General features: G+C 62.8%; 25 protein-coding genes and 1 pseudogene. 9 read left to right on the top strand and 17 right to left on the bottom strand.

Annotated elements, in window-relative coordinates:
- The first annotated feature begins 29 nt into the window (after positions 1 to 29).
- From E5X88_RS03410 to E5X88_RS03400, 3 genes are read left to right on the top strand one after another with little or no spacing between them, the layout of a single operon-like run.
- Positions 30 to 890, top strand: coding sequence for an FAD binding domain-containing protein (locus tag E5X88_RS03410; RefSeq protein WP_292158245.1), 861 nt, complete (start codon positions 30 to 32; stop codon positions 888 to 890).
- 21 nt (positions 891 to 911) lie between these two features.
- Positions 912 to 1,370, top strand: a complete 459-nt coding sequence (locus E5X88_RS03405; RefSeq protein ID WP_292158243.1) for a (2Fe-2S)-binding protein — start codon at positions 912 to 914, stop codon at positions 1,368 to 1,370.
- 19 nt (positions 1,371 to 1,389) lie between these two features.
- Complete coding sequence (locus tag E5X88_RS03400; protein WP_292158241.1) at positions 1,390 to 3,747, top strand: xanthine dehydrogenase family protein molybdopterin-binding subunit; 2,358 nt, start codon at positions 1,390 to 1,392, stop codon at positions 3,745 to 3,747.
- Between the two features lie 22 nt (positions 3,748 to 3,769).
- On the opposite strand, the gene E5X88_RS03395 is transcribed toward E5X88_RS03400, so the two are convergent.
- Positions 3,770 to 4,261, bottom strand: a complete 492-nt coding sequence (locus tag E5X88_RS03395) for a hypothetical protein (RefSeq protein ID WP_292158239.1) — start codon at positions 4,259 to 4,261, stop codon at positions 3,770 to 3,772.
- A gap of 165 nt (positions 4,262 to 4,426) precedes the next feature.
- Positions 4,427 to 5,458: a helix-turn-helix domain-containing protein gene (locus E5X88_RS03390; RefSeq protein WP_292158237.1), complete on the bottom strand. Its 1,032-nt coding sequence runs from the start codon at positions 5,456 to 5,458 to the stop codon at positions 4,427 to 4,429.
- A 153-nt stretch (positions 5,459 to 5,611) separates the two neighbouring features.
- Here E5X88_RS03390 and E5X88_RS03385 point away from each other — a divergent pair, with 153 nt between their 5' ends.
- Complete coding sequence (locus E5X88_RS03385) at positions 5,612 to 6,985, top strand: hypothetical protein (RefSeq protein WP_292158235.1); 1,374 nt, start codon at positions 5,612 to 5,614, stop codon at positions 6,983 to 6,985.
- 21 nt (positions 6,986 to 7,006) lie between these two features.
- Here the strand turns inward: E5X88_RS03385 and E5X88_RS03380 are convergent, their stop codons facing one another.
- Both E5X88_RS03380 and E5X88_RS03375 read right to left on the bottom strand, forming a co-directional pair.
- Complete coding sequence (locus tag E5X88_RS03380) at positions 7,007 to 7,162, bottom strand: hypothetical protein (protein ID WP_292158233.1); 156 nt, start codon at positions 7,160 to 7,162, stop codon at positions 7,007 to 7,009.
- A 168-nt stretch (positions 7,163 to 7,330) separates the two neighbouring features.
- On the bottom strand, positions 7,331 to 8,110 hold the full coding sequence (locus E5X88_RS03375; RefSeq protein ID WP_292158231.1) for a class I SAM-dependent methyltransferase: 780 nt from the start codon (positions 8,108 to 8,110) through the stop codon (positions 7,331 to 7,333).
- Positions 8,111 to 8,369: 259 nt separating this feature from the next.
- On the opposite strand from E5X88_RS03375, the gene E5X88_RS03370 reads away from it, so the two are divergent.
- The gene (locus E5X88_RS03370) at positions 8,370 to 9,014 is read left to right on the top strand and encodes a hypothetical protein (protein ID WP_292158229.1); all 645 of its coding nucleotides are present in this window, start codon (positions 8,370 to 8,372) and stop codon (positions 9,012 to 9,014) included.
- A 22-nt stretch (positions 9,015 to 9,036) separates the two neighbouring features.
- Here E5X88_RS03370 and E5X88_RS03365 read toward each other — a convergent pair whose 3' ends face one another.
- The 4 genes from E5X88_RS03365 to E5X88_RS03350 are packed head-to-tail and all read right to left on the bottom strand — an operon-like array spanning position 9,037 to position 13,407.
- The gene (locus E5X88_RS03365; RefSeq protein WP_292158227.1) at positions 9,037 to 9,873 is read right to left on the bottom strand and encodes an N-acyl homoserine lactonase family protein; all 837 of its coding nucleotides are present in this window, start codon (positions 9,871 to 9,873) and stop codon (positions 9,037 to 9,039) included.
- An 11-nt stretch (positions 9,874 to 9,884) separates the two neighbouring features.
- Positions 9,885 to 10,880, bottom strand: a complete 996-nt coding sequence (locus tag E5X88_RS03360; RefSeq protein WP_292158226.1) for an ABC transporter permease — start codon at positions 10,878 to 10,880, stop codon at positions 9,885 to 9,887.
- Positions 10,877 to 12,406: a sugar ABC transporter ATP-binding protein gene (locus tag E5X88_RS03355; protein ID WP_292158222.1), complete on the bottom strand. Its 1,530-nt coding sequence runs from the start codon at positions 12,404 to 12,406 to the stop codon at positions 10,877 to 10,879. Before E5X88_RS03355 ends, E5X88_RS03360 begins: the two co-directional genes overlap by 4 nt.
- Before the next feature lie 59 nt (positions 12,407 to 12,465).
- The gene (locus tag E5X88_RS03350) at positions 12,466 to 13,407 is read right to left on the bottom strand and encodes a sugar ABC transporter substrate-binding protein (protein WP_292158220.1); all 942 of its coding nucleotides are present in this window, start codon (positions 13,405 to 13,407) and stop codon (positions 12,466 to 12,468) included.
- Between the two features lie 159 nt (positions 13,408 to 13,566).
- Between E5X88_RS03350 and E5X88_RS03345 the strand changes: the two genes are divergently transcribed.
- Positions 13,567 to 14,580, top strand: a complete 1,014-nt coding sequence (locus E5X88_RS03345) for a LacI family DNA-binding transcriptional regulator (protein ID WP_292158218.1) — start codon at positions 13,567 to 13,569, stop codon at positions 14,578 to 14,580.
- Positions 14,581 to 14,713: 133 nt separating this feature from the next.
- Here the strand turns inward: E5X88_RS03345 and E5X88_RS03340 are convergent, their stop codons facing one another.
- From E5X88_RS03340 to E5X88_RS03330, 3 genes are all read right to left on the bottom strand, one after another.
- Entirely contained in the window at positions 14,714 to 16,069 is a 1,356-nt protein-coding gene (locus E5X88_RS03340; RefSeq protein ID WP_292158216.1) for a glutamine synthetase family protein, read from the bottom strand.
- A 222-nt stretch (positions 16,070 to 16,291) separates the two neighbouring features.
- Positions 16,292 to 16,990, bottom strand: coding sequence for a GntR family transcriptional regulator (locus tag E5X88_RS03335; protein ID WP_292158215.1), 699 nt, complete (start codon positions 16,988 to 16,990; stop codon positions 16,292 to 16,294).
- A gap of 669 nt (positions 16,991 to 17,659) precedes the next feature.
- A complete protein-coding gene (locus E5X88_RS03330) occupies positions 17,660 to 17,845 on the bottom strand; it encodes a hypothetical protein (RefSeq protein WP_292158213.1) in 186 nt (61 codons plus the stop codon).
- A 319-nt stretch (positions 17,846 to 18,164) separates the two neighbouring features.
- Between E5X88_RS03330 and E5X88_RS03325 the strand changes: the two genes are divergently transcribed.
- On the top strand, positions 18,165 to 18,599 hold the full coding sequence (locus E5X88_RS03325; RefSeq protein WP_126043328.1) for a hypothetical protein: 435 nt from the start codon (positions 18,165 to 18,167) through the stop codon (positions 18,597 to 18,599).
- 187 nt (positions 18,600 to 18,786) lie between these two features.
- On the opposite strand, the gene E5X88_RS03320 is transcribed toward E5X88_RS03325, so the two are convergent.
- Positions 18,787 to 20,493, bottom strand: a complete 1,707-nt coding sequence (locus tag E5X88_RS03320; RefSeq protein ID WP_292158210.1) for an HAD-IIB family hydrolase — start codon at positions 20,491 to 20,493, stop codon at positions 18,787 to 18,789.
- Positions 20,494 to 20,722: 229 nt separating this feature from the next.
- Complete coding sequence (locus E5X88_RS03315; protein ID WP_292158208.1) at positions 20,723 to 21,007, bottom strand: acylphosphatase; 285 nt, start codon at positions 21,005 to 21,007, stop codon at positions 20,723 to 20,725.
- A gap of 204 nt (positions 21,008 to 21,211) precedes the next feature.
- Here E5X88_RS03315 and E5X88_RS03310 point away from each other — a divergent pair.
- Positions 21,212 to 21,661, top strand: a pseudogene (locus E5X88_RS03310) (hypothetical protein); the annotation flags it as partial.
- A gap of 180 nt (positions 21,662 to 21,841) precedes the next feature.
- Here E5X88_RS03310 and E5X88_RS03305 read toward each other — a convergent pair.
- Both E5X88_RS03305 and E5X88_RS03300 read right to left on the bottom strand, forming a co-directional pair.
- Positions 21,842 to 23,032 carry an NADH-quinone oxidoreductase subunit D gene (locus E5X88_RS03305; RefSeq protein WP_292158206.1) on the bottom strand — a complete coding sequence of 397 codons (1,191 nt, stop codon included), beginning with the start codon at positions 23,030 to 23,032 and terminating at the stop codon, positions 21,842 to 21,844.
- Positions 23,033 to 23,105: 73 nt separating this feature from the next.
- Positions 23,106 to 23,531, bottom strand: a complete 426-nt coding sequence (locus E5X88_RS03300) for a hypothetical protein (RefSeq protein WP_292158204.1) — start codon at positions 23,529 to 23,531, stop codon at positions 23,106 to 23,108.
- A gap of 234 nt (positions 23,532 to 23,765) precedes the next feature.
- On the opposite strand from E5X88_RS03300, the gene E5X88_RS03295 reads away from it, so the two are divergent.
- Complete coding sequence (locus E5X88_RS03295; protein WP_292158202.1) at positions 23,766 to 24,203, top strand: CBS domain-containing protein; 438 nt, start codon at positions 23,766 to 23,768, stop codon at positions 24,201 to 24,203.
- A 150-nt stretch (positions 24,204 to 24,353) separates the two neighbouring features.
- Here the strand turns inward: E5X88_RS03295 and E5X88_RS03290 are convergent, their stop codons facing one another.
- Positions 24,354 to 24,572 carry a hypothetical protein gene (locus E5X88_RS03290; RefSeq protein WP_292158200.1) on the bottom strand — a complete coding sequence of 73 codons (219 nt, stop codon included), beginning with the start codon at positions 24,570 to 24,572 and terminating at the stop codon, positions 24,354 to 24,356.
- Positions 24,573 to 24,984: 412 nt separating this feature from the next.
- Entirely contained in the window at positions 24,985 to 26,121 is a 1,137-nt protein-coding gene (locus tag E5X88_RS03285; RefSeq protein WP_292158198.1) for an NAD(P)/FAD-dependent oxidoreductase, read from the bottom strand.
- Between the last annotated feature and the right edge of the window lie 275 nt (positions 26,122 to 26,396).

The raw sequence follows: 26,396 nt of genomic DNA, 5'->3' as shown, positions 1-26,396 counted from the left end.
ATCGACCTGCTGCAGGAAGGACTTCTCGCGTGCCCGGCCAAGATGGAGAGCGGCTCTACGTGGCGACGTCGCTGGCCGACGCGCTTGCCGCCCTTGCCGAGCGCGGGCGGACAGCAAGTGTGCTTGCTGGGGCGACCTGGACCATGCGGGCTCCGCTCCGACACGAGCCGCAAGATCTGTCCTATGTGGCGATTTCCAAGATCGACGAGTTGCGCCGCGTCGAAGTTCTCAATCACGAGATCAGCATCGGGGCCTGCGTCACCCACGCCGAGTTGGCGAACGCGCTAGCGTTCTTGCCCGAATGCAGCGCGCTGGTGCAGGCTGCCGGCAATTCCGCAAATCCGGCAATCCGAAACGTCGCCACGATTGGGGGAAACCTCTGCGCTTCGGCTTTCGCGGCGGCGGATCTCGTGCCTGCCCTGATTTGCCTCGACGCCGAACTGGAAATCGCGAGACCGGACGGGTCCGAACGGCTCACGGTCGAGCGCTTTCTGGAGATCAGGTCAGACATCGAGCCCGGCCGTCTCGTCCGCCGCGTGATTGTTCCACGCACGAAGCGACGCTCGGCGCATATAAGGCTGCCTCTGCGCAAGGCGGGCGATTATCCGGTGGCGTCAGTCAGTCTGGCCGCGACGCTGGGTCCGACCGGCATCGTCGAAAGCGCAAGGCTGGCGGTCGGCTCGGTCGAACCTGTCGCGCGCCGCTGGCCGCTGCTCGAAGCAGGCCTTGTCGGCCGTGCTCTCGACCCGCGCCATGCCGCCGAACAGGCCGAGCGCCTGTGCGGCGATTTTTCGGGCCGCGACGGCATCGAGGCGCCTGGCTGGTACCGGGTGAAAGTTCTGCCGAGCCTGGTGCGCCGCGCCGTGCTCGCCCTGCAAGAGCAGTCCTGAAATCGGGAAGGGATCAAGCCGATGTCCTTGCGTCTCAACGTCAATGGTGAAGATCGGTTTTCGGCCGCCGAGCCGCTGACGCCGCTTGTCGATGTGCTGAGGGATGAATTCCACCTGACCGGGGCAAAGATTGTCTGCCGCGAGGGCTTCTGCGGTGCCTGCACCGTGTTGCTGGACGGGCGTTCGGTGATGTCCTGCCTCGTGCCCGTGGGGTTGGCGGCGGATAGCGAGGTGCGCACGGTCGAGTCGCTGGCGACGGACGGCGTTCTGTCGCCATTGCAGCTGGCGATGGAACAGCACGACGCGGTGCAATGCGGAATGTGCTTTCCGGGAATGCTGATGAGCCTGACCAGCTTTCTCGAGCGCATGCCGAATCCAAGCCGCGACGACATAAAGGCAGCGCTTGCCGGAAACATCTGCCGCTGCACCGGATATGAGCGCATCGTCGACGCGGCCTTGTCCGTGGTCCGGGCCGCGTGAGTCGAGGGAGCAAGAAGCCGTGTCTGAGCCATCCACCGCGACCATGGACTTCCCGAGGCGCGATGCCCGCGACAAGCTGCAGGGCCGCACGCGCTACATTGTCGACCAGGGACGTCCCGGCATGCTTCACGCCGTGCAGCTGCGCGCCGAGGTGCCGTCGGCGCGGATCTTGCGCATCGACACGTCGGTGGCGCGCAAGATGCCTGGCGTGCGCGCCATCGTGACGGCCGAGGATTCGCCCGCCCGCCACGGCATAGGCATTGCCGACCACCCCTTGTTCGCGACCGGCTGTATCCGCTACGACGGCGAGCCGATCGCGGCTGTCGCAGCCGAGACCCTCGCGCAGGCCAAAGCGGCCGCCGCGGCGATCGTCGTCGAACTGGAGCCCTTGCCGGCGGTAATCACGATGGCCGACGCGCTGGCGCCGGATGCGCCGCTGGTCCATCCCGACTGGCGGGATTACGAGGTGCTGCTCGAAGGCGGCGCGCATGCCGGCAATGTAGCATGGGAAGCAACGGTGGTGCGCGGCGACACCGACGCGGTGTTTGCACGCGACGATGTCGAGATCGTCGACAGCCGCTTCCGGATAGGCCGGCAAAACCATTTGTCCTTCGAGCCGCGCGCGGTCGTCGCGTCCTACGAAGACGGACGGTTCCATATCGAGACGTCGACCCAGGTCCCCTGGACCGTCCGCAACGTCACCGCGCGCCTTGTCGGCGTGCCGGCGTCGCACGTTCGCGTCACCGTGCCGGCGGTTGGCGGCGGATTCGGACTTAAATTCGATTGCTCGCTCGAGCCCTTTGCCGCGCTTCTGGCGCGCGCGGCGGGCAGACCAGTCAAGCTCGTCAATTCGCGCGAGGAGGAGATGCTTACCTGCCTCTCGCGCGAGAATGCCGAGATTCGCATCCGCTCGGCCGTCACCAGAGAAGGCGAGATCGTCGGGCGCGAGGCCGTGGTGCTGATGGATTGCGGTGCCTATGGCGGCGAGCAGATATTCCTGACAACCATGACCGCGCACACGTTGGGCGGCAACTACCGGCTCGGCTCGGTGAAAATCTCGACCCGCGCCATCTACACCAACACCGCGCCGAACGGTGCGTTCCGGGCCTGCAACGGCGTCTACAACACGTTCGCGCTGGAGCGACATACGGACGAGATCTGCGCCGCCATCGGCATGGACCCCCTGGAGTTTCGCCGGCGCAATGTGCTGGGCGACAAGGACCTTGGCGCGACCGGGCAGGTGTTCGAAGGCGATGTTCTGAGGCCGATGCTCGATCGCATGGCCGAATTGCGCGAGGCCAAGACGTCGAAAAAACATTTGGCGGGGGAGAGGCTATATGGGCGGGCCACGACGGTCGGCACCTGGTTCATCTTCGTCGGTCCGTCGGCGGCAACCGTCAACCTCAACCCGGACGGCAGCGCGACGCTGGTGACCTCGGGCGTCGAGATCGGTTCTGGCTCGATGATGCAGTCGCTGCCGCAGATCGTCGCCAGCACGCTGGGCCTGCGGCCGCAGGATGTCGTCGTGCGCACCGCCGACACGGATGCCGGCGGTTTCGATGTGGGTGTCGGCGGCGGCAGGACGACCGTTTCGCTGGGCGCTGCCAGCCTTGCCGCCGCCGTCGAGGTCCGCAAGAAGCTGCTGCACGTCGCCTCGGACATGCTGGAGGCTTCCGCCGAGGATCTCGTTCTCGAAAACGGGCGCGTCGAGATCCTTGGCGTCAAGGGATCCGGAACGACGATCGAGAAGGTTGCCGAGCGCGCGCAGCGGGTGACAGGTCCGATCTCGGGAAGCGGCGCCTTCACCGGGCCTGGCGTGGCGGCGATGCCGGGCTGCGCGGCCGGCCACTTCATCGATGCCATCGATATCCCGGTCTTTGCGGTGCATGACTGCGAAGTGGCCGTCGACCCAGAGACCGGACATGTCGAGGTGCTGAGTTACACGGTCGTCCAGGATGTCGGACGGGCGCTTAATCCCCGCGCCATCTACGGACAGATACAGGGCGGCGTCGTGCAGGGCCTGGGCTACGCCTTGCACGAGGAGATCTCCATCGGCGCCAATGGCCGCATATGCCAGGCCGGCCTGGAGACCTACCGGGTGCCGCTCGCGCAGGATGTCGTGCCGGTCGAGATCAGCCTGTACGAAGGGGCGCCTTCGATCGGGCCGCTGGGCACGAAGGGGGCCGGCGAGGTTCCCATCCTCAACGTCGCCGCGGCAATCGCCTGCGCCGTTTCCAACGCCACTGGTCGACGCGTCCAGGAGATACCGTTGACGCCGCCGCGTGTCCTGGAATTGCTCCTCGGCAACAACCAGCCTCTGGATTTCCCTCACATCGCCGATGCATGGCGCGACAACGCAATTGCGGCAGGAGTTTGAACGCGCTCTTCAGCCAGCCCGATTACCTGGAACTGGCCCCCGTCCTGGCTGGGTGACGCTGGCGGGCATATGCCACGCAGGCGTCTACCGTGCTGACACAGAGCGCATCGCGGTGGTTAGGCAGATTGTTGTCGCCCGCATAGGCGACCTCGGCAACACGGCCATCGACCATGCGAATTTGCGTGTTGCAATAGCCGCCAGGATTGACATTGAGGGATCCTCCAACCGTCGGGATCGCACCCACGGCCAGGGTTGGAATCACGACGTTGAGATTGCCGCGTTGAACGGTCCGCTGATAGGTCCAGATCTGGGCTGATCCGCCCGCATCAGCGGTGGCTGTCGGAAAGCCGGCGCACATTCGAACGTCGGCCTCGCTGAGACCGACCATCTCCTTGCGGGCTGCCGCCGTTGTTGCGTCTTCCTTCGAGATGTCCGACGTGTCGTCAGGGGCGACGCAGGAGGAGGACAGGATCGAACTGCCGGCCAAGAGGACAAGAAGGACAAGCTTTCGCATGCTGGAAAACATCATACCGGCTGTTGTGATTTGCGCTGGCCCCGAGAACCCTAGTTAGGCAAGCAGACAACCGAGTCAACCTGCACAACTTCACGATGTCGTGCCGCTGAGCGCATCGGTGACTGAGACCGGAGACGAGCGTCGGCATGTCGTCTCGCGTGCGGTTCAGGCTGCTCCGATGCCGACGGACTTGAAGCGTTGCCGGTATCTTTGCGGCGTCACGCCGACTGTGCGCTTGAACAGCCGACGGAAGGAGTTCGGATCATCGTAGCCGACAGCCTGCGCGATATCGTCGATTGCCTGATTTGAGGTTTCCAGCATCTGCTTGGCCTCCTCCACGCGAAGCGTTTGCACGTAGCCGATCGGGGTGTACCCGGTCGCCGACTGGAATCGCCTTTTGAAGGTGCGGTCGGCAAGGCCAGAGCGCCTCGTCATCTCCGCAACCGGATTGGCGATGGCATAGTTTTGCGAAATCCAGCCCTGGCAATCGGCGATCGACGCGTCCTCATGCTGCTTCGGGCGAACCATCGCGGCAAAGGGAAGCTGGCCTTCGCTGCGGTCGCCAAACAGAAAGATCTTGGCGATCCGCCGTGCCTCGGCATCGCCGCAGAAACGGGCAATCAGATAAAGCGACAAATCGGTCCATGACGCGGAGCCCCCGCTTGTCACCACATCGTGCCCGGCGCCAGAGGGCACGATGACACGTTGAGGCTGGAGCCGGACGCCCGGATAGCACTCCCGGAAATGCCGGGTCGCGCTCCAGTGCGAGGTGGCTTCGCGGTGTTCGAGCAGCCCGGCTTCGGCCAACATCAGCGACCCGGTGCAGACCGAGCAGATGATCGCGCCCCGTGCGTGCTGGTCCAGCATCCAGTGTATGGCCTCATCCCATCTGCCACTCAGATCGGGTTCCGGTTCCAGATTGAGGTCGCCGATGATCACGACATCCGAGCGCAGGGTCTCGCCGAAGCTGTGCTCCGAAAAAATCGTGGCACCCAGGGTGGTGCGCACCGGCCCGACGCGGCTGCCGACGATCCGCGGCATCATATGGCGGCTTTGGGTCCGTTCGCCCGTCAGCGTCTCCCATGCTGTCCCGACGCATGTGAAGACCTCGTGCAGCCCGTAGGTCACGGCCGCCGAAACCTCGGGCACGACCACGAGGCTTACCGACAGCTTTCGCGCATCATGGGACAGCGGCATATGCGGTTACTGGCACATATGACCCGTTTCTGTCGAGTCTGCGTCTAACGCCGCTCCGATACGAGATGGCATGGGTTCACCTGGCAAGCGCCGATCTCCACCACCGCGCTCGCCGGAAACGGAGAACCGATGTTTGAGACAACACGCAGAAAGGTGCTCGGCGCGTCGATGATCGGCGCGGGCAGCATCCTGAACACATTCGGCTGCCGCGCGACCGCGGCCGGCCTCGCGCAGAAAGGAAATATCATGCTGGACAGAATCCAGAACTTGCCGCAGGGCATGGTCGAGGCAGCGCAGTTTCCGCTGATCGAGGCGATCCACGGGCGCCGCTCGCGCCGCTTCGCCCGCGGCGCCTCGATCCCGGACGGCCCGCTCAGCTACACATCGAAGCAGGCCCCGGCGCCGCTCGGCGAACTGGAACAGATGCTCTTGCTCACCACCGTCGCCGGCAACACCGGTTGGTCGAACCTGATCCCGCACAACCGGTTCTACAGCCCGAACATTCCGAACTATGCGGGCGCAGCCGGCGGCCGGAGCTTCCCGTCGTCGGCCGGGTTTCACACCTCGGAGATTTTCTTCACCGATGACAGCGGGGTCTACTTCCTCCCGACCCGCGACATGGGGGCCGTCGCCGCGCCGGACGGCGAGACGGATATGAACGCCTATCTCGATGCGCACCGCTCGCGCATCGTCAAGCTCGCCGATGGCCGCCTCAACATCCCGCGCGTGCCGCAGCATATGGAGATGCACAACGAATGGTGCGCAAACGTGCCCGGCAGCACGCTGATCATTCCGGTGGCCGACCTCGCCCAGCACATGCTGCTCGTGCTGTGCTATCTCGTGCAAAACGGCGCCTGCATCTATGACGATGTCAACGGTCGTCCGGTGCCGGGGATCGACCGGTTCAAGGCGCTGGTGGATACCGAAAACCCGTTTCCGCTGAGCTATGTCGAGCAGCTTGGCCTGACCGAGGTGACAGTCGAGACGTCGACGGCCTGCTATGCCGGCGCGCTGATGCTGCAGGCTCTCGGTCTTGGCGGGTGGATGTACGACGGGATCAACCCGTTCAGCGTGCTGGGTGCGAGCGACGATCCAGAGGTGCCCGGACTGGGGTTCCGCTTCGACATGCTGCAAGGTCGCCCGCTGCCGCATGTGACCGGACTCGAGGGTATATTCGAGGGGCATTGCCCGCCGCATTTCAAAACCATGCGCGCCGCCGTGGAGAGCGTCGTAGCCCGAAAATTCGGACCGGGCGGCCCGTTCAACGCGGGCACCGGCGGGCCGTACAAGAAGACCGAAACCATCCGGTCCAGCGCTGCCCCGATCGGTGAAGAATTCGTGGATTGTGTCACGACAATGGCGCAGTACATATTCGACACGTTCGGGCGTTTCCCGGCGACCGTGCCCGCGATCTTCAGCCTGATGTATCTGCAGGCGCATCAGTTGGACACCGGGTTCTACGATACGCACTTCGGGCCCGGCGCCTATCTGCGCAGCCATGCCGCACATCAGCAGAACTGGGGCTGATCGGCTGGCCGAGAGAAATTGCTAGGCCTGTTGCTTGCGCCAGGCCTGGTATTCTTCCTCCACCTCCTTCGTCAGCGGATAGTACTTCCTGAGGTCGCCGCCCTGGGACAGGCGGTAGCGGGCGAATTCCTCCCACTCGACATGCTCGCTCGCACTCTCGATGGGCGTGGACATCATCCCCGAGCGGGCCGAGCGCTGCCTCGCGGAGGACGATGCGGGCTTTTTCAGCTAGTGGTCAAGACCTGACGCTTGGTACCGAAACGGAATACCCGCTGCCGACCCCGTTCTTGACCTTCACCCGCATGGCGAAGAGCGTCCGTTAGTGCCACAGACCGCCTATGACTATCAGTTCGCCCGATGAGCGGAGATGATCCACGCGCGCGAGTCCAAAAACACGCCGTCCGCAGCCGAGTGTGCGTCCAGCAAAGCGCGCAACCGCTGCAGCGCTCCATGAGCAGCTGCCGCATCGACGCCGGCAAGTGCTTCCTTCGCAAATCCAAGGCCAATCACAGCGTCATACGCCGCATCGACGTCTGAACCATAGAAGACCGGTTCATGCACCTCGGCAAAGCCGACTGAAGCAAAGCCAGCCTTGGTCAGTATGCCCGTAGCGACCGCAGGATCGCTGAGTGAGAACGCGGCGGCGCCGCGCGCTGACGCGACGGTTTCCGGAGCTAGCGCCCGCGGAATAGCGGTGGCCCATTCGTTGCGCTCCTGGCTCTGCCACACCATCAACACGAGACGAGCCCCAGGCCGCATCGCCCGGCCAATGTTGGCGAAGGCAGCGGCCGGATCGGCAAAGAACATCACCCCAAATCGACTGATACACAGGTCGAAATGGGCAGCCGGAAACGGCTGGACCTGGGCGTCACCCTGCTCAAACTCGACGTTCCGCAATCCCTCCTCTGCGCTACGCCGGCGAGCAATCTCGAGCATCTCTGCTGACACATCGACGCCGACCACGCTTCCTTCCACCGCGACGCGGGCAGCTTCACGAGTGGTTTGCCCTGCACCACAGCCGATATCGAGCACGCGGTCCCGTATTCCAGCATTGATGGCAGCACGAAAGTGATCATTGTGCCGCCGTAACTCTGCGTCGTAGAAGTCAGCGCAATCCAACGCCATCGCCTACACTTATCTTGACCAATGGAAAGTCAACATAATTCAGGGCCAATGGCACGGCAATCTGGCCCTTGCGACGGTCGAAACAGCAGTCGCTCAGCGTCGCTGCTTGAACTTCCTCTTTCCACACCGAGCGGGCTGAACGCTATCTTGCACAGCATTTTCGGTTGATCATGATCCCGCAGGATTCGGGGCCTTGTTTATTTCGCCGAAATACTGGAGCAATCGATGATCGACGGGCGGACTGATTCGGAGCTCATTCATGCGCGGAGTGCAGGCAGCTTTGGCTGCAACGATGCTGATCGCTTCAATCACTCCCGGCCTCGCCGATAACAGTTCCCCCTTCATCTACTTCGCGACCGAAGATCCTTTCGCTGCCGGTCAACCGACGAAGAACGATATCTATGTTTTTAGCGGCGTCTTCGCGACTGGGTCCTTCGGAGACACGATCAACGTCTTCGGGACCGACTATACGGACAGCTACATGATCGGAGCCGCATACGGCCGCGACTTCGCCGATGTTGGCGCCGGTTTCGTCCTCGGTGGCGTGACCGGGGCCGCCATAAGGTTTGGCGAGGAGGACGACACGTCCGGAGAACTTTGGGCCGGCATGCGGCTTCGGCATCAGGGTCTTGTCATCGGTGATCTGGCGATTGCGCCCGCACTGACGGCTGGATTTAGTGCCGTTACAGGCCCTACCGAGATCGAGCGCAATCGCGAAATCCGTTACGACGGCGATGCATCATTCCTCGGTTTCATTGGTGCGGAGCTTTCGTTCAGAGTCAGGCAAGCCCCCAATGTCGAGCTTGTCTACCAACTCCACCATAGATCCGGCGCCGACGGCACATTTGGAGATATGAAAGAGGGTTCCAACGCGAACGTTCTTGGAATCCGGTATCGCTTCTGAAGGCACGCCGCCGTCGGATTACCTATCCGGCCCTGACGATGCGAAATCCTTCGAGTTCCGCAACGATCGGCTGACCCTTCCATCGCTCTATGTCGTGCAGGACGATCAGTTGCCCGAGATCGCCGCCGATCTCGGTGTTGATGCGGTCGATGGTCTTCAGCTGCTCCCAAACGCTGCCGACGGCATTGTTCAGCGGCGCGTAGACACCGTCGTGTCTATGCCCGGTGATCTGGCGCTTCGAATAGACACAGTCGCCGGAGATCACCAGCCTGCCCCGCGCGGACTGGACGATGACGAACTGCTGTCCGATGGTGTGGCCGCTTCCCAGCCGCACATGGATGCCCGGCAGCACATCGTCCTTGTCGCCATCGACCAGCGAGACACGGTGTTCGATCGATGCATCGAGGGCGGCGCGCAGCGTATCCGGATCGATGATGGCGGTGAGATAACCGAAGCGCGGCGGCAACGCGATCGCTTCATACCAGGAGAGCAACTCGCTCTTCTGGATGTGGAGATTTGCGTTCGGAAATTCGGCGATCGATCCCATGTGATCGAAATGCGCATGGGTCACAAAAATGTCCGTGATCGCGTCAGGTCCAATGCCAAGCTCGGCCAGCATGCGAACCGGCGAGATCCAGTTGGGAATGTCAAATTTCAGCGAGAAGGCCGTGTTCGATTCCTGGATGAATCCGGTGTCGACCAGCACGTTGCGGTCGCCACGCTTCAGCAGCACGAAGGAAAAGGGCAAATCGACCTTGCCGTCGTCATACATGCCGGCGACGAGATCCACCCAGGGCTGCTGCTTCGAGCGGGCGAATTCGATGACGTAAACCTCCCAATGCGTGTCTTCGCTTGTCATCGCTTCCTCCTTCAGCGTTCCGCCAGCGAGCGGCCCAGGCTCGCCATGCCCACCGCAATGATCAGGATGGCGCCCTGCAGCACATATTGCGAGAAGGTCGGGGCGCCGAAAATGTTGAGGCCATTGAAACCGAAGGCGATGATGAGGGCGCCGACCAGCGTGCCGAGCACATGGAATTCGCCGTCACGCAGCGTTGCCGAGCCAAGGAAGACCGCCGCGAATGCGGTGAGCAGGTAGGAGTCGGCGGCACTTGCCGTGCCGCTGCCGAGCCGCGAGGCAAGCAGTATCCCGGTGAGCGCGGCGCACATTCCCGAAATGACGAAGCCGAGGATTTTTATACGGTCGACATTCACCCCGGCAAGGCGGGCGGCCACGGCATTGCCGCCCACGGCCTGAATCTCTTGGCCGAGCGGCGTTCGCTCGACCAGGAGCCAAAGTCCGCCGAGCACGACAATCATGGCGATGATGTTGTTGGGGATGCCGAACAGCCAGCGTCCAAGGGAAAGCTGGAGAAATGCCTCCGGCACGCCCGCCACGATGGGGACGCCGGCGGAATAGGCGAAGGCCAGGCCCGTAAGGATCGTTCCGACGCCCAGCGTCGCGATAACGGAATTGACCTTGACCTTGGTGACGATGAAACCGTTGACGAGGCCGATCACCGCGCCCAATGCGATGACGATGACCACCGCAAGCGGGATTGGCAGCTTGTCGTGGACCACAAGGCCGGTGATCAGAATGCCGTGCAGGCTGGCGGCGAAGCCTATGGACAGATCGAGTTCGCCAACGACCACGGCAAGTGTCAGCCCGCCGGCAATGATCATGGCCAGCGAAGCCTGGTTCAGCACATTGGTGAAATTACCCAAGGTCGGAAAGGCTGCAGGCGACAGAATCGAAAATGTGACGACCATCGCCAGCAGTCCGATGATCGTGCCATAGCGGGCAAAGATACCGAGCGCCGCCTTGGCTCCGGGCGACAGACGCCGGGCGCTTATCGCAACATCGCTCATGCGGGATGATCCTCCATCAAGGCTTCCGGTTCGACATAACTTGCTTCGACGATCGCCTTTCGCGACACCGCCTGACCGGTCAGCTCGCGAACAATGCGGCCTTCCGCCATCACCAGAACGCGGTCGCACAGGTCAGGCAGCTCGTCCGGCTCCGACGAAATCACCAGAACCGCCATTCCGGATTCGGCTTGCTGGCGGATCAGCCGGTGGATCTCGGCGCGCGCTCCGATATCGACGCCGCGCGTCGGCTCGTCGAGGATCAGCACCTTCGGTGTGCGCTGGAGCCACCGGCCGATCGCAACCTTCTGCTGATTGCCGCCGCTGAGACGGCCAACGGGCGTGCTTGCACTTCGCGCCTTTATCGACAGGGAGCGGATCGTCTCGCCGGCCATCGACGTGCGGGCGCTGCGGTTCATCAGCGGCAGGTATCGGCCAAAAGCAATCTTGTCGAGATTGGCGATGCCTAGATTGAAGGCGATGCTCTTGGAGAGAAAAAGCGCTTCCGCCCGGCGCTCCTCCGGGACCAGCCCAAGCCCGGCCCGGACAGCCGCCGCGGGGGAGGCGGGCGCATAGGGCCGGCCCATCAGCGTCATCTCGCCGCTGTCCGGCCGATCCGCCCCGAAGAGCAGCCGGGCGAGTTCGGTTCGTCCGGCGCCGACAAGGCCGCCGATGCCCAAGACTTCGCCGGCGTGGAGCTGAAGGCTGACGCCGCGGACGTTCGGCGCCCGCGCCAGGGTTTTGGCTTCCATCACGACATCGCCGCGCTGCCGTGTCGCGCCTGTCCTTTGAGTATCCCGAATGGCGCCGCCGACGATTGCCTCGACCAGCGCGGGGCGGTTGAGCGCGTCTCCGGCAAGCTCGGCCACGGAGCGGCCGTCGCGAAAGACCGACACGCGCGTGCACAGGCTCAGGATCTCGTCCAGCCGGTGCGAGATGTAGAGCACCGCCACCCCTGATGCGGAAAGATCGCGCACGATCGCAAACAGCCGTTCCGCTTCGCTGGCGGCAAGCGATGCCGTCGGCTCATCCATGACAATCAGCCGCGCCTTGCGCACCAGGGCGCGGCAAATGTTGATCAGCCATATCTCGGCCGTCGAAAGGCCCTTCACGCCGGCGTTGAGCGGGGCCGATATGCCGACGCGCCTGGCGATCGGTGTAACGTCGCGCGCGATCGCACGCCAATCGGTCAGCCCGAAGCGGGTCTTCTTCGGGACGCCCAACATGATGTTCTGCAGCACGGTCATGCCCGGCACAAACGCAAGCTCCTGATGAATGAAGCTCATGCCGAGTTCGGTCGCCCGCTGCGGCGTGCCAATCTCCTGGCTGTGGCCGTCGAGCTCGAGACGACCGGCATCGGGGTGGTTCAGTCCGGCCAGGATACGGATGAAGGTCGACTTGCCCGCGCCGTTGGCGCCGACAAGACCATGGATTTCACCTGGCGCAATGTCGAGCGATACGCCCTTCAGCGCCTGCGTGCCGCCGAAGGCCTTTGCGACATCGCGCGCCACCAGGAACGGGGTTGCCATTTCATCAGCGTTGCCTGGCTGTGGCGCACCCCTTGTCAACGTCGCCTCCAAACCAAGTCCTACTTTATGGCTTCCGGATGGTCCTTGAGAAAGGCATCGGCAGTCTCCCTGGTCACCAGCACCGCCGGAACCTCGGCTGCCTTGGCTTGCCAGGCGCCGCCCGCATCCTTGATGTCCTTCAACATCTTGACCATGTTGTAGCCTTCAGTGAAGCTGTCCTGCCAGGCCGTCGCGGTCATGAAGCCGTTCTTGATGTTCTCCAGCGCCTGGGCATTGCCATTGATGCCGTAAACCAGAACGTCGTCGCGTCCCTGGGCGCGCAGCGAGCCGATGGCGCCAATCGCCGGGTCGTCCCAACATCCCCAGATGGCCAGGTTTTCCTTGCCGGCCGGATGCGAGGCCAGCCAGGCATTGGCGTATTGGGCGCCGTCCTCGAAGTAGCCGGGGATGCGCACCTCGTTCTTGGTGACGGTGATGTCAGGGTGTTTGGCGACGATCTCGTCCATCACGACTTCGCGGTTGCGGCAGACTTCGCCGGTCCGGTAGGTGAGGGCCAGTATCGAACCCTTGCCACCCATTTTCTCGACCATGAGATCGACGACCGGTATCGCCATCGGGCCGCCTGAGCCGTTCGTGGCGGCAACGGTCGAGCCAAGCCCGCCGCCCCAGGTCACCACAGGTATTCCAGCGTCGCCCGCGGCGGCCAGACCGGCGCCGATCGACGAATAGGGAAAGACCATGTCGATGATCGCATGCGCCTTGAGCTGCGCGAAATTCTGGATCGCCGCGTTCGCCTGGTCGGCACTGCCGGCGGCATCCACAACGTTGGTCTTCCAGCCAAGCTCATCGGCGGCCTTGGTGGCGCCCTGGATGTAGCGGACATTGTTGGCTTCGGTGGCGCTGATCGACACGATGCCAAGAAGCGGCTTGTCCTGCGCGGCAGCGCCGGCCGTCACGAGCGAGAGCGCTCCGGCGGCGATGATGCAAGCTAGATTTCTCATGGTTCTCCTCCCTTCACCTGATTTTGCCGTCAGAGCCTCTTGACAGCAAACCGTTTCGCTAACGTCACGCAAAATGCGACCCAATGCAAGCAGGAATCCGCTGGACACAGCCATAAATCTGAACCAGACTTCAGCGAAACGATTAGCTATCAGGGCAAAATGGCCACCATCAAAGACGTTGCCAGAAAGGCAGGGGTGTCGACCGCGACGGTCTCGGCCGTCATGAACGATACTGCCTTCGTCAGCCCCGAGCTGAGGGCTCGCGTCGTCACCGCCATTCGCGAGCTGCGCTATGAACCGTCGCTGGCCGCCCGCAACCTGCGTCGCAACCGCAGCCAGTTGATCGCCCTTGCGGTGGCCGATCTCTCGAACCCGTTCTACGCGCGCATCGTCTGGTCGGCGGAGGCGGCCGTCGCGGCGTGGGGCTATTCGCTCGTTCTCTTCAACAGCGATGAAAAGCCTGACACGGAACGGCGCATCCTGTCGCGAATTCGCACTCTTGGTTGCGACGGAATGGTTCTGGTTCCGGTGGGCGCGGCAAATCAATATCAGCCACACGAGTTCGATGGCATCGCGACCGTTCTTCTGGGGCGATCGATCGAAGGCAACAGCGCCGATACGGTGACCATCGACAATCGGGAGGCCGGCAGACAGGCCGCCGACTACCTGCTCGACCTCGGACATCGCCGCATAGGCTCGATCACCGGCCCGATGCAATTGTCGACCAGCAAAGGCAGGCTTGACGGCATGATCGATGCGATGGCCGCGCGTGGACTCGCGCCGCAGCCCGGTCATATCAGGTCCGGCGAATTTCGCGAAGAAGCCGCCTATTCGGTCGCTCGCGACATGATGGGTTCGCCCGACCGCCCGACGGCGATCTATGTCGCGAACGGCGTCATGGCGATCGGCGTGATGCGCGCCGTTGCCGATCTTGGCCTGCGCTGTCCGCAGGACATTTCAATCGCCTCGACGGACACGGTCGCAGGCGCCGGCGGCTTGAAGCCTCGACTGACGAGGACGGAGCACCCCATCGCCGACATGACCAACGAAGCGCTGCGCCTGCTCGTCGATCGCATCGAGGAAAGGGTATCGGAGCCCGTGCGCAGCATCGTTTTCCAACCGGCTCTGATCGTCGGGGAAAGCTGCATGCCGCTGCGCGAGAATGCCGGTTGACGGTCTCCCACCGCAGGCCGTGCGATGGCCCTAAAGCGCGTCGCATTGAGCGGATTCATGCGACGCGTTTTAAGTTCTTGTTTTTATGCAAGTCGTTATCGCAAACCGCTGCGCGCTTTTTGCGCGACATGCATTAAACGCTTTCGAGATAGGTCTCGAGTTCGAAGTCGCTGACATTGAGCGCGAACGTATTCAGCTCCTGGCGTTTGCAGGCGATGAAGGAGTCGCGCAGGATGGCCGGAAATATCTCCGCCACATGCGCCCCGCTCTCGAAACTGGCGATCGCGGAGGCCCAGTCCGGCGGCAGCTTGGCCGGCTGAAGTCCTTGCCCGTCTCTGCCCGCTGGATCGCCAGGCGACAATTGCCCTTCGATGCCGATGAGCGCGGCGCCCAGGATGGCCGCAAGCACGAGGTACGGGTTGGCGTCGGCGCCGGCGACGCGATGCTCGATCCGGCGCGCGCTCGTCGGGCCGCCTGGGATGCGGATCGCGACCATGCGGTTCTCATAGCCCCAGGCAACCGCTGTCGGCGCATAGGATCTGGGACGCAGCCTGCGGTAGGAATTGAAGTGCGGCGCGAACACCAGCGTGCTTTCGGCCATGGCGGCGAGCAGTCCGCCGACGGCATGGCGCATGATGTCCGAACCCTGGTCGCTGCCATCGTCGAAGACGTTGCGGCCTTCGGCGTCGGTCAGGCTGAAATGGACGTGAAAGCCGTTGCCGGCACGGTCGCCATAGGGCTTCGCCATGAAGCAGGCGGCAAAGCCGTGCTTGCGGGCGATGCCCTTGACGGTGCGCTTGAACAGGACGGCGTCGTCGGCGGCACGCAAGGCGTCCGCGACATGGTTCAGATTGATCTCGAACTGGCCGACGCCGTTCTCGGCGATCGCGGTGTCGACGGGAATACCTTGCATGCGGCAGGCGTCGTAGACATCGTGGATGAAGGCTTCGAAGTCGTCGATCTCGTCGATCGACAGGGCTGCATCGGAATCGAGACGACGCCCTGTTACCGGCGAGACAGGCCCGATCGGCCGCTGCGATTGCGGGTCGACCAGATAGAACTCCAGTTCCGTAGCCGTGACAGGGGTAAGGCCCAGAGCCTTGTAGCGATCGAGGATACGAGCCAGCGCCCGCCGCGGGTCACCCAGGAACGACGCGCCGGTTTCATCGGCCAGCCAGAGCGGGACAAGTGCTGTTGGGTGCGCCGTCCAGCTCACCGGCAGGATGCCGCGTCCCGTCCACTGGCAAAGGCCGTCGGCGTCGCCGGTGCCGAAAACCAGCGTATTGCCCTCGATATCCTCGCCCCAGATGTCGAGCCCGACCAGCGAATAGGGCATGCGCAGCTTGCCTTCCAGCGCCTTGCGTGCCTGCTCGACCGGGATGCGCTTACCGCGCATGATGCCGTTGAGGTCGCACACCGCAGCCCGCAGGCTTTGGATGTCGTCCCTGCTTTCAAGCCACTTCAATACATCCGTGATTGCATCGCCCAATTTCAACCCCTGGTTTTTCCTAGGTGCCGTAGCCCTGGCCGGTTACGATATCTCTATAGCTTGTGAGTTTCTGAAAACCGCTCCGGCTCTCACCAGAGGATTTCCTTTATTTTTTCAATTCACTAGCCGGGATATCGGGAGGCATTTCAAGACCAATTGCGCGATTTGCGATCGCACTATAGCGGTAGGGTCGGGTAAAGCCAAGCCGCATTTGAGCCGCCGTCAGTGCCGCGTCTCCGGGAATTTGACGTGTTGCAAAAGATGCGTCGCGCCGTCGTTTATGTCGCGCACGATGGCGGCGCGGGCGCGCACCCCGTCCTGGGCTTCGATCGCGGCGACGGCTTCCTCGTGGTAATCGATGTCGAGAATGGCGGCGAGATTGTCCTCGAAACCCATGGCCAGGTTCCTGAGAAACGGGCCGACCTGCATCCACACCGTCTCGATCAGGAAGATCATCTGCTCATTGCCGCAGTGGCGATAGATCGAGAACTTGAAGTTGTAGTTTTTCCGCAGATAGTCGTCGATGTCGCCCTTGCGGGCTGCCAGGGTCAGCTCGGTGCAATGGCGGCGGATCGCCCGCAGATTGTTGCCATTGATCAGCGCCGCGGCAAGCTCGGTCGCGGAGCCTTCGAGGATCGTACGCACGGCGGTCAATTGCGAGAATCTGTCGGCCGAGATGATCGGCACCTCCATGCTGCCGTTCGGCATCGGACTCAGCGCGCGCAGCGCCTGCAGCCGCATGAAGGCGCTGCGCACCGGCATGTCGCTGGTACCCAGTTCCTTGGCGAGCTTGCGCGAGGTCAGCTTCTGGCCGGGCGCAAACTGGCCCGACATCAATGCCCTGACGAGTTCCAGATAGACTTTCTCATGCAGGGGCACAGTGTCGACGGCGGTCAACCCGAAATGCGTTTTATCGGCCATTGGCGGTGCGCTACTTCATTGGTTCTGAAATCTACGCAGCTGGCTACATCTGCCGCTGGAAATGTTGGCTGGCCGAACGCGGCGGGGGCCGAAGTCAGCGATTTTTCAAGCACATGATAGACGCTTCGAGCGCAGCGCCGCAAGCCGCGTCGTCGTAGCCGTCGCGGTGGCGCCCAGCGGGCTGGCGTTTCGCCGTTACGCTCGTCGGCGAGGACGTCTACCGGGGAGCTATGAGTTCCGGATGGCCCGTCGAATGCGCGGCGCTGCAGTCGCCCATGTTCAATACGGATTCCCCAGCAGCCGGCGCCGGTCCGGCTTCCTGAACACGCCTGACAGAGAGGACATCGGGAGGCAAGCTCACTCGGCCGAGTTCCCGGCGGCCAGCGTACGGATGTCCGTCAGCACGAGGCTTCCCCATGAACCTGCGTGGCGCGTCCTTTTCGACACGATGATGCGATTCATTGAGTCGACCGGCAGCCGGACATGAGCATCATTCCGCGCTGCTGAGCGTCACGCGCTCGATGGCCGCGACTGTCAAAACAACCCGCAGCACCGAGACGGCGGCAACCGAACGCGCGTGCTGGCCGCTCGGCCACGCAATGCGCCGACACCATCCGCATCAATGAGGAGCTGGGAACGAGCACTTCCCCTCGGTCGTAATCCGATCCGTCAGATGCCGGGATTGGACGCTTTAGGGCCGATTTTCAGGGGCGCGTCGTTTTCATCCGGGTTGGGGACAGGAGCCTCGTCGGGAAGTCTGTCCGGGTCCGGCTCACGCACCGGCTTCGGTTCAGGAAAGGGCGGTGGCGTGGGCACGGGAGTCGGCGTTGGTTCGGGAGTGGGGAGAATGGCCATGGTGTGATTTCCTTCCGCGCGCTGCACTGTGCCTTGGCGGTCATCGACGTCGGGCGGGATTTGACGCCCCCCTTTTCGACCGGTTTCGCTCTACGGGTGATGCCCGCAGAACGACCACGCGTGCCTATGGTTCCGATGGGGCCTTCAGTGATCCCGCAGGCATCAGGCGTGGCAGGACGGCGCCATCAGAAAAGTGATCGAATAGTCCGCATATAAGGGCCTTGTCGGCCTCGTGGGGCGCCATAATTTTTATTTCAGGTGGGGCGAACTCACCTGCTGAAAGGGTGGAGCGAACTCACCTGCTGAATAGGAGGCGGCCGTGAAACACCAAACACTTGACCAACTGCATGCCGTTGCCGACGTTCACGCTGAAGCAACAGACCTCGTGGCGACTCGAAGCCAGCGTCTCGAACGTTGGGCGAAGCTGCTGGAGCAAAATCCCGATCGGCGTCTCGAAGCGCTGACGGGCACCGAATACAAGTCTCCCGAGATACGCGAAAAAATGCGTGACAACGACTCACCTCTCACTGTTGCCTTCGAGGATCCGATTTTTCGCGCGCAAGGCTTGAGGGATGACACCTACGGCGAAGCCAGACGCTTCTTCGAACTGACGGACTGGCAGCTGCACGAAATCGTTTGTCATTGCCATGTCGGCGCCACGATACGAGCGCGGTGGGCTGCCTCTCGCGTCCGTGCCGCAAAGTCCGAGAGGTTCGGTTTCTTCGCCTGGCTGCGTGGAACATTCATGCATTGACGTAGTGGGGCATTGACGTAGTGGGCATTGACGTAGCAGGCATTGACGCTACGGGCCGGCAGTTCGGAAGATGGAGGCGGTGGGCGAGATGATTTCCGCGCCTCGCATCAATGGGCGTTGATGACGGATATGCCGTTCGGCGGCGATCCGCCATCAGCGAAGCTCGATACCATCGGCATGGGCGGATTCAGTCGGCGGGCGCGGTGTAGCGGCGATGGACCGCTTCCGCGATCGCGGCGCGGCTTTTATGCGGGTCGAGACTATCGTCTTCCTCGATAACAGCCGCTTCCTCCGCAAGTCCCTTGTCCTTGACCTGGTTGCGGAACCAGGCCGAATAATCACCCGCGCGCAAGTGATGCTCCCAGGTGCGGTCGTCGATTCCCTCGGCGATTTGGAGGAACATCATGAGATTTTGCGCTTTCAGGTTAAGCGCGCCGTCAGCGCCGCGGAAATGAAAACTGTTGTCGCCAAGATCACCCTCGGCATATTTGCGCGAATGACGCTTGCGTTCCTGCCGGGGACGCTCGACCGAGATCGGCCTTGCGGGTTCGCCCGTCGACCGGTTCCAATACAGGACCTTGTTCTCCGGTGGCGGCACGACCTCCTCCGGCACATCGTCGCCCACTGCGGCACAGAAGCTCTCGACAACCTTGTCGGCTTCCGGGCCAAGAGCCAGCACCGTGTCGACGCCTGCCAGCACATCCCGCGAAACCAGATCGGGATGAACTGTGATCAGAATGGTCGCCGAAAGGTTTTTTGGCAGCGCAAAGGATGTGCCATCGCGCGCGTGCGGCAGCAGGTGGTGCGCCTCGTCGATGATCAGCCAGTGCGGGCGTCCGGTGCGGGCGCGAAGCGCGGCAAGCTCCGGCAGCAGCTTGGCGAAGGCGTTTGGCCGCTCTCCGGTCTTGATCCCGAGCATGTTGACGGCGACATTGTTGGACGGCTTGGACAAAAGGTCGAAGATTTCGCGCGAGCTCGGCGGGCTTTTAGCGTCGCCAACCACCAGCACGTCCTCCAGCTCCTCGTAGTCGCCCTCCGGGTCGAGCACGCAAAACTGGAAACCTTGCTCGACGAAGCGTTCGGTCAGAGCGGTGGCGAGTGTGGATTTTCCGATCCCCGAAGTGCCGGCCAGCAGGACACTGCCACCGCGCGGTGAAAGATGCATCGCTGCGCCCGATCCGTCGTCCGCACTGATTTCGATGCGTTGCCGCGCGGTGTCCAGCAAGGCCGCGTCCTGCGAGATGAGGGCCTCGATCAACTCCCTTACCCCTGCGCCGCGGGCACCATTCGTCACGTGGTCCGCCGTCTCCCTTACCTTTGGCAATGCATTGGCAACGGCAACTCCGACGCCTACGGCGCGCAGAAAGGCATGGTCGTTCTCCGCATCGCCGATGCCGACGACATTGTGGGCGGACAGTTCCAGATCCTCCAGGGCAGCCGCCAGACCGGTCGCCTTGTTGACCCCGCTTGGCAGCACCATGACGGCACCCTTGTTGAAGATGATCTCCAGTTCCAGGCCAAGGTCCTTGATCACTTCCAGCACGATGGTCTCGTTGGGCTCCCTGGTGGCGACGACGGAACGTCCCATCGACAGGGGCGCGACCTTGCGCATCATCAGCCTGTCGACGAATTCCGCCGGAGGGGCAGGCGCCAGGATCCGCACCTTCTTCGAAGCCGGCGTGTAGACGAGCGCGCCGTTTTCGGCGACGACCTTGTCGAAAATGCCAAGCTCCGGAAAAACGGATTCGAGGTCGGCAAGCTCGCGACCGGTCACCATTATCAACTTGCGGCCGGTTTCCTTCAACCGCTCGAGCGCGGCACGGGTCGCATCGGAAACGATCCCGTTTTCCGCGAGTGTGCCATCGTAGTCAGTGGCTAGAGCAAGAGCATACATCGAACCGTTATCGGCAGTCCAAAGCCGACCTGAGATGCTTGGTCGCCGAACTGAGCGAAAAGCCGTCTGCTCCGGTGACTTCCATTGGCCGAATCCCATCATCGTTTGTCATGGCTGATTTGGTCCCAACGGCGCTGGCTGCCGATTTGTTCCCCGGGGCGGAAGGCAAGAGTCGCGGAGGCCTGGCTTTTGGTTGAGCATCGGTTTTCCCAAAGCCGGTACCCACTTCCTAGCCGATGATCCTGAATCCGTTCGGCTCCTGGCCGGGATCGACATCTTGGGATGTCACGCCGGAGACCGACGCCCCGTTCGGCCCTTTCCAGAACCGGTCCATCATCGTCGAAACTGCGCCTTCAGCACCGACGATCAGTGCCGTTACGGATCCGTCATCCTCGTTGCGGACCCATCCGGACAGACCGAGCTTCTCGGCCTGGGTCCGTGTCCACACGCGAAAAGAGACGCCTTGCACCCTTCCACTGAGCCTGACGCGTACCGCCTTGCGCTCGTTCTCCATGGTCACCTCCGTGCCGGTGGTTTTTCATACCTTCAACTCGCCGGCGGCAAAAAAGGCTCCATCCCCGCCTTTTTTGACGGTTTCAGCTGCCTGGCAGTGCGATGGAGACGTTCGTTTGCATGACGCCGGCAACGGAACCATGCGGCGGCGGCCTTGTTTAAGGACGGACAGTTGCAGGTTGCTGGGTCTCGGAGCCACGGTTTCATGACCAATTATTCTACACCGGAAAGCGCCATCCCGGCATCCGTTCCGACGATCGATGCAAAAGCGGAGCCGACGCTTCAGCACGCCGAGGCCGAAATCTTCTACACCGAGGCGATCCGCGAACTCGCCGCGACGGACATCCCCTTTCTTGTCGCCGGCACCTACGCGGTGAGCGCCTATACGGGCGTCACGCGCCGGACGAAGGATCTCGACATTTTCTGCAAGGCCGGCGACTACGCCCGCATTCTCGCGCATTTCAAGCAGGCCGGTTATGCGGTCGAGATCTTGGATGACCGGTGGCTCGGCAAGGTCTTCAAGGGCACGCATTTCTTTGACGTCATATTCGCATCGGCGAACGGAACCATGCCTGTCAGCGACCAGTGGCTGGAGCACGCACGGCAAATCGATTTGCTGGGCAGCCGGGTGCGGATCGTCGGCCCGACGGAGCTTAACGTCGCCATGCACGTGGCGAAGCCGACCGGCCGTCCCTACGCCTTGCTCGAAATCTGAAACACCTTGCGCGTCGTTAGAGCGGGGACGCGTTCAAGCTGAACTGGGCATCCCGCTCTATCTATTTGTTTTAGCCGCATTTCTGCGATGCCAAGTGATTCCACTTGGCTGCAGAATGCTCTAGCGGTCGATCTCGCCGAACACGATATCGAGCGATCCGATGATCGCGGCGACATCGGCGATCATGTGCCCTCTCGACAGAAAATCCATCGCCTGCAGATGGGCAAAGGACGGCGCGCGGATCTTGCATCGATACGGAGTGTTGCTGCCATTTGAAACCAGATAGACGCCGAATTCGCCCTTCGGTGCCTCAACGGCAGCGTAGACCTCTCCGGCGGGCACGCGAATACCCTCCGTGTACAGTTTGAAATGGTGGATGGTCGCTTCCATCGAGCGTTTCATCGTCGCCCGCGGTGGCGGGGTGATCTTCTGGTTCGGAATAGCGACCGGCCCCCGGCCTTCCGGCGACCGCAATTTCTCCAGGCATTGCTTCATGATCCGGACCGACTGGCGCATTTCCTCCATGCGCAGGAGATAGCGGTCATAGCAGTCGCCGTTCTTGCCGACGGGAATGTCGAAATCCATCTCGGGGTAGCATTCATAGGGCTGCGCCTTGCGCAGGTCCCACGCCGCTCCCGATCCGCGCACCATCACACCGGAGAAGCCCCAGGCCCAGGCGTCGTCCAGCCCGATCGCGCCGATGTCGACATTGCGCTGCTTGAAGATGCGATTTTCGGTGAGCAGGTCCTCGAGGTTGTCGCAGACCTTGAGGAACGGATCGCAGAAAGCCCAGATGTCGTCCAGGAGCTTTGGAGGCAGATCCTGGTGCACGCCGCCGACCCTGAAGTAATTCGCATGCATGCGGGCGCCGGAGGCGCGCTCGTAGAAGACCATCAGCTTCTCGCGCTCGGCGAAACCCCAGAGCGGCGGGGTCAGCGCGCCGATATCCATGGCCTGTGTCGTGACGTTGAGGAGATGCGACAAGAGCCGGCCGATTTCGCAAAAGAGGACACGGATGAGCTGTCCGCGCCTGGGGATCGAGATTTCGAGCAGCTTCTCGGCGGCGAGGCAGAACGCATGCTCCTGGTTCATCGGCGCGACATAGTCGAGCCGGTCGAAATAGGGCAGCGCCTGCAGATAGTTCTTGTACTCGATGAGTTTTTCCGTGCCGCGGTGGAGCAGGCCGATATGGGGATCGGCGCGGTCGACGACCTCGCCATCCAGTTCCAGCACCAGCCGCAGGACGCCGTGAGCAGACGGATGCTGCGGACCGAAGTTGAGGGTGAAGTTGCGAACTGCGGCTTCGACCATGACGGTGCTCCGCTGTACTGCGTTTTTTCACGGCCGAAGCGAGTACTCCGGTCCGCCACGCCGGGACTGCCGATCAGGTCGTTGTCTGGATGATCAGCGTCAGCGTGCCGTCGCCGTCGACGTTGGCAGCGACAACCTGCGAGGAATCAAGCCCGTTCGCCGCCAGCGCCGACGCCGCCTGCGGCGACGCATCGATCGAGCTCTGCAGGGTAAGCAGATCTTCAACGCTGGTCTGGGTGATCACGGCCTCGGCCTGCGTTTTGAGTTCCGGGGGCAAGTCCTCGAGGGCGATGATCGCAATGCCGGTGAAGTTCTGGTCGGTAAAACCTTGATCCGGCATGGCTTGGTCAGGCTGCGGCAGGTCGGGCAGGCTTGGATCGGGCAGGGCTTCCGGGGCTTGGGGTGCGATTTGGGGCGGCTGCGGGTCGGTGGGCTGCGCGTGGATCGGCTGCGCGAGGGCCAATCCCGAAAGGGCGGCAATTGTCATCAGCATGCGCATGATCTTTCCTTCCGTTTGCTCGAGGAGGACCACTCGGTGACCACTCAACCATTGTGCCGGATTATGGTTCCCGGTCCGTCACGTCACATCGCCCGGTCCATCACACTGGTGGAGGCTCTGTCCGGACCCGTCGCGCGCGGTGGAAAGATGGAACGATTCCGACAGGCGTTCATTCTTCCTTGATCACACCTTGATCACAGGATCGGCGGGGCGCTGCACCTCGAGGAGAAAATCATGAGAATCAGCGAGTGCATGACACAGAATGTTCAGGTCGCCAGTCCGGACCAATCCTTGCAGGATGCCGCACGAGCCATGGCCGATCTTGATGCCGGTGTTCTGCCCGTCGGTGAGAATGACCGGCTGGTCGGAATGATCACGGACCGCGACATTGCCGTCCGTGGGATCGCGGAGGGCAAAGGCCCCGACGCCAAGATCAGGGACGTGATGAGCGCCGAGGTACGATGCTGCTTTGACGACCAGGAAGTCGACGATGTCCTTCAGCACATGGGCAATCTCAAACTGCGGCGGCTGCCGGTGATCAGCCGCGACCGGCGGTTGGTTGGCATTGTCTCGCTCGGCGATCTCGCCACGAATGGCGAGGCAGCCTGGGCCGGCGAAGCGCTGGGCGGCATTTCGCGGCCGGGCGGCGACCATTCGCAGACGGCGCATTGATGCGTCATATGTGAGCTTGAAGTTCCTGCTCCATTGACGGCATCGGCGTTCTCAGGGACTTCGAATCCAAAACCGCACCGGATTCACGCCTTTGCGCGCGCGTGTCCTTTTGGACGCGCAAAGGCATCGCAAGGCAGAGCAGTTTGGCGATCATCCTCGCAAGCCAACGTCGCGGTCCGAAACGCGCCATTCGGCGCCGTCGCGGCGGAGGCTGCGGCTGTCATTGAGGACGTCGGCGATCCGCGCCGCCGACTTCGCCGAGGCGAAGGTTAGCAACCGACCGTGACGGACGACGGGCTCGCCGCTCTCATTGTCCCAGATCTCGAACCGGCAGCTCGGGTTCGGTATGGCTTCGAAACGGTCCTTCATATCGATGATCCCCGTCGTTTGGTTGCCCCGGGCGGTCTAGAATGCCAGGGCTGGGCTTTCTGGTGTGCCTCTCGCGATGTCTCCATCGACGAAAGCGTGCCGCCGGCTCGATGTTCGTGGCTTCGGTGCGAAGTACCTGAGTAGCCATCTGGACCCCGTCATGGAGCCGACGGTTCCGGGGAACTCGAAGCCTCCGGTGGTCGGCTGTGATCGACGGGCTGAGGTTCCGCGACCCCGGCTTACGGATGGCTTACGGGCGGTTTGGCTACGCTCTTAGCGGCGGGCGCGCTCGCTGGGTGTCGCCTCGACTAAAGCGCGTCGCGTCTGAAGGGATTCATGCGACGCGCTTTAAGTTCTTGTTTTTCTGCATGTCGTTATCCCAAAACCGCTGCGCACTTTTGGGCGACATGCATTAGCTCGCCTTCGGCGCGAGGCGCTGCACAACGTGGTCGGCGATCGCCAGGCTTGACGTCAGGCCGGGGCTCTCGATGCCGAACAGATTGACCAGGCCCTGCACGCCGTGCACCGCCGCGTCCTGGATGACGAAGTCGGCATTGGCTTCGCCGGGACCGGAGAGTTTTGGCCGGATGCCGCTATAGGCCGGCTGCAGGCTGCCATCGGCCAGGTCCGGCCAGTATTTGCGGATCTCGTTGTAGAAGCGTTCGCCGCGAGCCGGATCGACGCGATAGTCGAGTTGATCCGTCCATTCGACATCCGGCCCGAAGCGGGCGACGCCATCGAGGTCGAGCGTCAGATGCACGCCGAGCCCGCCGGGTTCGGGCACGGGATAGACCAGCCGCGAGAAGGGCGCCCGGCCGGCGACCGAAAAATAATTGCCCTTGGCGTAGCGAAGTCTTGGCACGAATTGCGGGTCGAGCCCGTCAAGCGAGCCGGCAAGTGCCGTGGCGTCAAGCCCGGCGGCGTTGACGAAGCGCGTGGTGGCGATTTCAAATCGCTCGCCGCTGGTGCCGTCGATCGTGTCGAGCACGATGCTGCTCCCCTCGACTTGCCCGCCCTCGATGCGGCCGGCGACGATGCGGGTGTTGAGGCTGAGCGCCGCCCCGTGCTCCTCAGCGTCGCCCAGCAGCGCAAGCATCAGGGCGTGGCTGTCGATGATGCCGGTGGCGGGAGACAGCAGGGCCGCCGTGCACCGCAGCCTGGGCTCCAGCCTGCGCGCCTCTACCGCGGTCAAGGGCGTCAGGTCGCCCGCGCCGCAAGCAGATGCACTGGCTCGGATGGAAGCGAGCACCGGCTCCTGTTCGGCATCCGTGGCGACGATGAGCTTGCCGCAGCGCGCATGCGGGACCGCCCGCTCCTCGCAGTAACGGTAGAGCTTCTCCCGGCCTGCCAGACAGAACCGGGCCTTCAGTGATCCGGCCGGATAGTAGATGCCGGCATGGATGACCTCGGAATTGCGCGAACTGGTCCCGGTGCCGATGGCGTTCTCTGCCTCGAGGATCAGGGTATCCATGCCGCGGCGCGCCATGCCTCGTGCGATCGCGAGGCCAATGACGCCGGCGCCGGCGACGATGCAGTCGACATGGTCCATGATCAGGCCACCTCAGCCTTGTTGTTGTGCCTGCTGGTAAGCCGTTCGAGGATCATGTCCCGGCGAAGCGCAGACAACTTCGCGCAGGTTCTCGCGCTCCAGGGCCTCGAAGCCGAAATTCTGCATACGTCTGCGTCCATCCGCCAGCCTTCCGAAATGGCTTGACACCGTTACAGGAAACAGATGCATCAAACAGCATCAATGCAAGAGGGAACCTGCCGATGCGCGCCGAACGGCGGCAGGATCCACGTCCCGGCATACAGGACAGGAACCAG

The organism is Mesorhizobium sp., assembly GCF_004962245.1.
Classification (GTDB): domain Bacteria; phylum Pseudomonadota; class Alphaproteobacteria; order Rhizobiales; family Rhizobiaceae; genus Mesorhizobium.
Note: the sequence above shows the minus strand (reverse complement) of the source record. Positions and strands in the feature narration are given on the sequence as shown.